Here is a 7,319-nt window from a genome sequence, read left to right as displayed (position 1 = left end):
CGGGTGGAGCGCCAGCGCGAAGAACTCAACGCCTTGTACGTCGCCCTGACGCGGGCCCGGCACACGCTGGCGATCTCCAGTATCGAGCCGTACCGGGCGGCCGAGCGCAGCTGGTGGCAGCGCCTGGCCGACTTGGCGACGGCGGTCACTTCCCACGCGTTGCTTGAGCCGCTGGCGCCCCCGGTAACGGCGGCTGCCAATCTGTTCTATATAAAAGAACTGCCTCTAGCCCCCGTGGACACTGCGCAAGCTGCTATAAAAAATGAAGCAAGCACGGCACTGGCGGACGCCGAAGATGACGTAGACTCTCCCACCGCCCGCCTTGGCAAGGCCATGCACCGGTTGCTGGAATGGGGCGAGGCCTCAAGCAACAACACGGCCGCTGTCGTGCGCGAATTTGAGCTCACGCCGGAGCAAGGCACACAAGCGGCGGCGATGGCCGGGCGCATCTTGCAGGGCGAGGGTGCCTGGGCCTGGGACAAGGCGGTGGTCGGCTGGCAAGGCAATGAAGTCGAGCTGATGCACCAGGGCGAGCTGCTGCGGCTGGACCGCCTGGTGCAGCGCCAGGACGGCGCGCAGGCCGGCCACTGGTGGGTGCTGGACTACAAGTCAACCCACGCACCGCAACAGCAGCCCGAGCTGGTGACGCAGCTGCGCAACTACCGGGCCGCGGTGCAGGCCATTTACCCGGATGAGGTGGTCCGGTGCGCGTTTTTGACGCCGCAGGGCGCTTTGATAGAAATTTTGGATGGTATTTAATGAAAAGTGATTCAATGAAAAAAGTGATTGTGGTGGGTGGCGGCCCGGCCGGTTTGATGGCCGCTGACGTGTTATCCAGCGCCGGTGTCGAGGTGCATCTGTACGACGCCATGCCCTCGGTCGGGCGTAAGTTCCTGCTGGCCGGCAAGGGCGGGCTGAACCTCACGCACTCCGAGCCGGTGGACATTTTTGCCTCCCGCTATGGTGCCCGGCGCCAACAGATCGAGGCCCTGCTCAAGGGTTTTGACGGCGGCCAGGTGTGCGCCTGGGCCAAGGGGCTCGGGGTGGACACCTTTGTGGGCACTTCGGGGCGGGTGTTTCCTTCCGACATGAAGGCCGCGCCCCTGCTGCGCGCCTGGCTGCACCGCTTGCGCCATCCTGCTGCGGGGCCGGGCGTGCAGTTTCACATGCGGCACCGCTGGACCGGCTGGAGCGCCGACAACACGGAATGCACGCATTTGAACTTCGATACCCCGCAAGGCCCGGTGCAGGCACAGGCCGACGCCGTGGTGCTCGCTTTGGGTGGTGGCAGCTGGGCGCGGTTGGGCTCCAACGGCGCATGGGTGCCGTGGTTGCAAGCGCGCGGCGTGGCCGTGGCGCCGCTGCTGCCCAGCAACTGCGGCTTTGATGCCAAGGGCGGCTGGAGCGAGCATTTCACCAGCCGCTTTGCCGGTCAGCCCTTCAAATCGGTGGCGATTCACTTCACGACCTCGCAGGGCGTCAGCTTCCAGCGCAAGGGCGAGTTTGTGGCCACCGCGACGGGCGTGGAAGGCAGCCTGATTTACGCCGCCTCCAGCCTGCTGCGCGACGACATCATCCGCCAGGGCCACGCGACTTTCCATCTGGATTTGCTGCCCGATATGGCGGCAGAAAAGGTACTGGCCGAGGTGCGCCACCCGCGCGGCTCGCGTTCGCTCTCCAGTCATCTCAAAAGCCGCCTCAGCATCGACGGCATCAAGGCCGCCATGCTGCATGAGTTGCTGAGCAAGGCGCAGATGAATGACCCGGCCCAACTGGCTGCCGCCATCAAGGCCCTGCCCATCACGCTGGTCGCCGCGCGCCCCCTCGACGAAGCCATCAGCACGGCCGGCGGCGTGCTGTTTGAGGTGATGGACAAGAACCTGATGCTGGAGCAATTGCCCGGCGTGTTTTGCGCTGGTGAGATGCTCGACTGGGAAGCGCCTACCGGCGGCTATTTGATAACGGCTTGTTTTTCCAGTGGAAAAAGGGCGGGCGAGGGTGTGCTGGCGTACCTTGGCGTGAAATAGGGCTGTAGCCCTCGCCGTTATTTCGCAGGCCGCTATTGAAATGAGAGCTATTGAGGGTGCGTTGGCTGCGGCAACAGATGGGCTGGAATGGGGCTGTGTTTGAGGGGGCTGTGCAGCTGAGGGACTGACAAAGACACTCGGGAGTCATACGGCTATCGAATCAGCCTGCCCGATACCGGACCTTGCCGGGGTAGGTTGTCGCTCGGCAATGTGGCGATGATTCCCGTATACGCTGCACCCGCACCATTGAGAGTCATTCGCCAACGCCCGCTTTGGAGCAACAGAAACTCTGTTGCTTTAGGGCCTCAAACAGGTTGATCTTTCTCGACCCGTTTCTGCCCGCCCGGTGCTGATGTGTGCGATACGGGTGGCGCCCCTTTTACAGTTCCGAAGCGTCTTTGACAACGTGTGCTACGTAAATGACGAGCATCGTGCATTGACTGGGGGATTGCGATAGATGTGCCAGCACATCGAACTCTCCCGCCACCCAGGCAACCGATCGCTGTGTCGTTTCGTTTTCTGCGTTGTCACTGGAAGCAAGTCCGGCGCCGTATTTCGATTCCATATCGGAGACTAGAGTCGCAAAAGAAGACTGATCGGCGCACAGGTGTTCAGTCGAAGTCCAGCGCTGCTCGATGCGATTGACGCGTTTGTCCCTTAAGTAAAACGTAGTCTCAAACGGCAATCCTGAGACTGGCGTGCTCGGCAGCGCCCACAGACCGCGCAGACCGTGTGGACCCAACGCGGGTTTGCGCACCCGATGGGCGGCGGCGAACGTCGCCTGCAACTCGGACTCGGTGATTCCCAGCAGCATACCGTCAAGTGGTCGTTGCGCATGCGATGGCAGCGCTCCCAGCAGCAGCGCTCCCAGCAAAACTGAGCGAATCTCAAAAACATATCGGGCATTCATGTGGGACATTTTCGCCGGTTGCGTCAAGTAGCTGTTTCGGAATGCCAAATCAAGCATGGCCTGAATACATATTATGGTAAATAATATTTGTACAAATCATACTTGTATGAAAATGTCATTGGCTCACGAGAGGTTCGAGCTGAGGCACGGATCTGCGTCACTTTGGATCGAGGTTGGAACAGAAAAAAATGTAAGGACTTCATGAAGCATTTGTCACGATGGCTGTTTGCGGGCTTCCTTTTGGTTGGCCTTGGCGGTGGTGCATACCTATGGTGGCAGCATGTGCAACCTGCAGCACCAGTTCCAGAACCAGCGCCGGTCGCAGCAGCGCCTTCAGCGACGGAACCGACACCTCCCGCCAAGCCGCTGATCCGTCATCCCATTGAAGCGCTTCAGCCATCACCTCCCGAGCTAGCCCGACTGCCGGCAGTCGGCGACTCGGACAAACTGGCAAAGAATGCCTTGATCGACTTGCTCGGTCGAAGGGCGGTGCTTTCGTTTCTGACTATCGACGACTTCGTGCGCCACCTCGTGGTCACTGTCGATAACCTGGCAAGGGGACACGCAGCGTCGCGTCTGTGGCCGGTGCTGCCCACGCCCGCCCGCATCCTGGTCGTCGAACATCGCGATGGCACCTATCTGGCCGATGGCAACGCCGATCGCTACATGCCATTTGTCCGATTCAGTACGTCGGTCGATACGGCCAAGGCCGCTGCGCTGTATGTGCGGCTGTATCCGCTGTTCCAGCAGGCCTACGAGGAACTCGGCTATCCGGGCAAATACTTCAACGATCGCTTGGTTGAGGTCATTGACCAACTACTGGAGACGCCTGAACTGACGGGGCCGGTCAAGTTGACGTTAACCCAAGTACAGGGACCGATTCCAGTGACGAGACCCTGGGTCAGGTACGAATTCGCGGACCCTTCACTGGAGTCCCGCCCGGCCGGACAACAGATCCTTCTTCGTATGGGCAGTGCGAATGCGCGTCTGCTCAAGGCCAAACTGGCGGAGTTTCGCGATCGCATTGCACCTCGCATCGCGGACCGATGACTACCTCATCTGGGTTTCTTGTCCCTCGTTGAATGGCCGGTTTTGGAGCGGTTTTCGATCGACGGATTTGGACAGGAAGGAGCGCAGGTCTGAGGTGCAGCGGAACGGGCAAACGATGGTACTGGGCCGAGTCCCGCGTATCCATCAATACCGGTCTTTAGCTCGTAAGTCAGCTTTCGCGGCTGCCCAGTTCGACAACCGGCAACACATCTGTTCTCTCGCGGTGGCTCTTTCACGTTGCTTGGCAGCAGGCCGCTGTCTGTCGGGCTCTGACATTTTTATGGGCTAATGACCTTGCCGTATACGAGCACCAGCAAAGTCACGACGAAGAACGCGACAATTACATATCTAACTATTTTCAAGACAGCACCTTCAGTTGGATTGATTTTGAAGTTCGGATAAAGAAGGCTCTGGAAAGACGTTGTCCGCTATAGCAGGAACATCACAGCCGCGACCATGGTGGGTAGCGCCGCGCCCAGGAGCAGCTCACCAGCGCCAATTGACTCATCATTGAAGCCTTGTTTGAGTAGGGCCACGCCAGCGGGGTTTGGCGCGTTCGCAATCACCGTCAGACCACCACCGGCGACGGCGCCCGCAACCAGCATGTATTTGGCCGAATCGCTCATGCCTTCAATGAGCGACCCCAGGTACGTCAGTGCAGCGTTGTCGGTTATCGCCGTCAGCCCCAGGGCGCCAAAGAACAGAGCGGTCGGCTCCAGGCTTGACACAATCGGCTGCAGCCACCATTGCTGCATGCCCCCGAGCACCACCAGCCCGGCAAGGAAGAACCCGACGAGCAGTGCCTCCTTCAGAATGAGTGCTGTCTGGTATCTGGCATACGCCTGTGTAAAACCCATGAAGAGCAGGAACAGGCCCAGGAATATGACGGGGTGGTGCGCGAACGCCACGACGGCCGCCAGAAAAGCCATGTGAATCGTGCTGACGAGGGGTGGAATACGTTCTTTATCCACCTGGAGAGATGTGGGTCGAACATGGGAAAAATGTCGGCGCAGCAGAAAGGTAATGACTGTGGCGTTGATGAGGACAGCGACGACAGCCTTCCAGCCGAAGTGACCTGCCATGAAGGCGCTGTCCCAGTTCCAGGTAGTCGCCACCATGAGAACGGGCGGGGCCGCGAAGGAGGTCAACGTGCCGCCAATGGAGATGTTCACGAACAGGACGCCAAGTGCGCCGTACTTCAGCCACTCGGGAACGCCGGGACGGAACACCAGGGGGCTGAGCATCAATGCTGCTAGCGTCATGGCCGCTGGCTCGGTAATCAGGGACCCAATCAATGGCACCAGCGCCAAGCAAAGCCAGACCTGAGCCACAACCGTGCGGAATGGTGCGAGCCTGGCGATAAAGGCGACCAGCGCTTGGATGACCTCTACAACTGGCCGGGACGCGGCCACCACCATGATGACGAACACAAACAAGGGCTCCGTGTATTGCCGCGACTCGGCGTACTCGATGGCTTGTGAACCGCCCACCAGGAAGGCCATGGTGGCGATGAGCACGACCGCCCAGAAGCCGAAAACGACCTCGACTTCACCAAGCAGGTGGAACAGTCCCGCGTGCCTTGGGTGGTTGTGCGCGAGCCGCTCAAAGAACTTGGTTGAGAAGGTGTGAACCAATGCGAACGCAAAAAGAGCGGCAGCAACAACTTCGATGTTTGACATGACGGTCTCCTGCGTACCCAGGCCAATGTTTCCGTTGAAGTCGGTCAAGCACAAGCCCTGTTCAAACTACGTGTGACACCTTGGACGCCGCCTGCGCGGTCAACCCGAAAAGATTCAAGGGCAACTGCCCTCAACCTCCCAAGCTGCCGATCGCGGCATGGATCAATCCGCCGAAAATGAAGCCCGGCCTCACCATAAAACCATACCCAGTCACGCTAAATTAGCGTCTTCAGGTGTCTCAAAGTCATTGACAAATTCCGCGAAGGCATGGGCATCCACACTGGGATCAAGCAACTCCAGGCCTGCGCACCAAATTTGCCACATCTGCTGTCGCAAAGACTTTGATGCGTACCGGTTATCGAGCGGTATATCTCAAGTCAACACGTCGATTCTTTGCCCAAGCATCCTCATTGTGAGCTGTATCAACTGGCTTTTCCATGCCAAAACTGACGGCCTCAAGCGAACTGTCGGACACACCAAGCAGAAGCAGTGATTTGCGTACTGCCTCAGCACGTTTCTGGCCCAAGGCAAGGTTGTATTCGCGTCCGCCACGTTCATCGGCATTACCTTCGAGTCGAACTTTGGCCCCCTTATTGGCGACCAGATACTTTGCATGCGACTCGATCGTACGGACGTCACTGCTCCGAATTTGAAAATCATCAAAACCAAAGTACACGCTGCGCTTGGCAAGTGGCGAATTTGGATCATCCAAAGGAGAGACCGCGATCACCTGTTTGACGGTGGTCTGGGCCGGGGGAGCTACTGGCGCCGTTGGTGCTTTCACGGCAACCGGAACCGCTGGGGCTTCTGCAACTTTTGTAGTGCTGCAAGCTGCCAGTGTGGCCAGCAATACAGCCAAAGTTAGACCTTTGAAAGAATTGATCTTCATGTTGATCCCCATTGATTTCTATAGTTTTCCGCACAACTTGACTGATCCGCATGACGCACTCAGTTCTCCTTTTTTTGTCAGACCTCTGGCAAGCCGACCCAGACAACCTAATCACATACCCGTTTTTGCGATTTGTAATTGTTCGAATTATATTCGGACAATTTAACATCGTGAAATGCGATTACGTTTGTTAGCGCCGCCCGCGGGCGAGCGAGGCTACAGCACTGACCCGAAAAACTACATGTGTGCTAATGGGATGTTGGCCGCACTTTCGTCCGCATCTAGCAGTGCGAGGAGTAAGCCGAGATCGTGATCCAATCGGGTCAAGGTAGCTGTGTCCAGTTGAGAAAGCGCCTGAGGCAGGACCCCTGCAAACGGACCCGGGGCCTTTTTGAGAACTCGCTGCCCAGCAGGAAGTACGTAAAGTTGCACCGTACGACGGTCAGGTCCGATTCTTTCGGTCTGAACCATCTCCATCTTCACCAACGCCCTCACCAGGTTACTCGCTGTCGTCTGGTGTATGTCCATGGACTTTGCCAGATCGTTGACACCCATGCCTGGCTGGGCGTGTATCACGCTCAGTGCCCATAGTTGTGCGCCTCCTACCCCCGCACTTTTCTCGACCTGTTGGAAGTGCGTTTTCACTGCGTTGAAAACCAGCCTGAAACGGCGAAGGACTTGGGCCGTTGTTGGTGGCGGGCTACTGTTTTTGTCGACTCGTGGCATGTGCGGATCTTAGGGAAACAACAAGCATGGAATGCTAG

General features: G+C 58.3%; 7 protein-coding genes. 3 read left to right on the top strand and 4 right to left on the bottom strand.

Translation table 11 applies throughout. The annotated features are described in order from the left end of the window. Positions 1-759 (top strand): PD-(D/E)XK nuclease family protein (locus tag B3V69_RS05690; protein WP_296444608.1); only part of this gene is annotated, 759 nt, incomplete at its 5' end. A 14-nt stretch (positions 760-773) separates the two neighbouring features. Further along, a complete protein-coding gene (locus tag B3V69_RS05685) occupies positions 774-2,027 on the top strand; it encodes a TIGR03862 family flavoprotein (RefSeq protein ID WP_296444606.1) in 1,254 nt (417 codons plus the stop codon). A 379-nt stretch (positions 2,028-2,406) separates the two neighbouring features. Here B3V69_RS05685 and B3V69_RS05680 read toward each other — a convergent pair whose 3' ends face one another. Continuing rightward, positions 2,407-2,994, bottom strand: coding sequence for a hypothetical protein (locus B3V69_RS05680; protein WP_296444604.1), 588 nt, complete (start codon positions 2,992-2,994; stop codon positions 2,407-2,409). Positions 2,995-3,024: 30 nt separating this feature from the next. Between B3V69_RS05680 and B3V69_RS05675 the strand changes: the two genes are divergently transcribed. Further along, positions 3,025-3,987 carry a DUF3014 domain-containing protein gene (locus tag B3V69_RS05675; RefSeq protein WP_296444602.1) on the top strand — a complete coding sequence of 321 codons (963 nt, stop codon included), beginning with the start codon at positions 3,025-3,027 and terminating at the stop codon, positions 3,985-3,987. A gap of 428 nt (positions 3,988-4,415) precedes the next feature. On the opposite strand, the gene B3V69_RS05670 is transcribed toward B3V69_RS05675, so the two are convergent. From B3V69_RS05670 to B3V69_RS05660, 3 genes are all read right to left on the bottom strand, one after another. Then, positions 4,416-5,666, bottom strand: a complete 1,251-nt coding sequence (locus B3V69_RS05670; protein ID WP_296444612.1) for a putative Na+/H+ antiporter — start codon at positions 5,664-5,666, stop codon at positions 4,416-4,418. 355 nt (positions 5,667-6,021) lie between these two features. Then, positions 6,022-6,555 (bottom strand): peptidoglycan-associated lipoprotein Pal, encoded by a 534-nt coding sequence (pal, locus tag B3V69_RS05665; RefSeq protein ID WP_296444600.1) that lies wholly within the window; start codon positions 6,553-6,555, stop codon positions 6,022-6,024. A gap of 237 nt (positions 6,556-6,792) precedes the next feature. Further along, the gene (locus B3V69_RS05660; RefSeq protein WP_296444598.1) at positions 6,793-7,281 is read right to left on the bottom strand and encodes a MarR family winged helix-turn-helix transcriptional regulator; all 489 of its coding nucleotides are present in this window, start codon (positions 7,279-7,281) and stop codon (positions 6,793-6,795) included. Positions 7,282-7,319 lie beyond the last annotated feature (38 nt).

Origin of the sequence: Rhodoferax sp. UBA5149 (assembly GCF_002413825.1) — a bacterium.
Classification (GTDB): domain Bacteria; phylum Pseudomonadota; class Gammaproteobacteria; order Burkholderiales; family Burkholderiaceae_C; genus Rhodoferax.
This window is presented reverse-complemented; position numbering and strand designations above follow the sequence as displayed.

Excerpts from the sequence above, each read along its gene's own strand:
- B3V69_RS05685 (WP_296444606.1), top strand. The coding sequence starts at position 774 with ATGAAAAAAGTGATTGTGGTGGGTGGCGGCCCGGCCGGTTTGATGGCC.
- B3V69_RS05680 (WP_296444604.1), bottom strand. The coding sequence starts at position 2,994 with ATGCTTGATTTGGCATTCCGAAACAGCTACTTGACGCAACCGGCGAAA.
- B3V69_RS05670 (WP_296444612.1), bottom strand. The coding sequence starts at position 5,666 with ATGTCAAACATCGAAGTTGTTGCTGCCGCTCTTTTTGCGTTCGCATTG.
- pal (WP_296444600.1), bottom strand. The coding sequence starts at position 6,555 with ATGAAGATCAATTCTTTCAAAGGTCTAACTTTGGCTGTATTGCTGGCC.
- B3V69_RS05660 (WP_296444598.1), bottom strand. The coding sequence starts at position 7,281 with ATGCCACGAGTCGACAAAAACAGTAGCCCGCCACCAACAACGGCCCAA.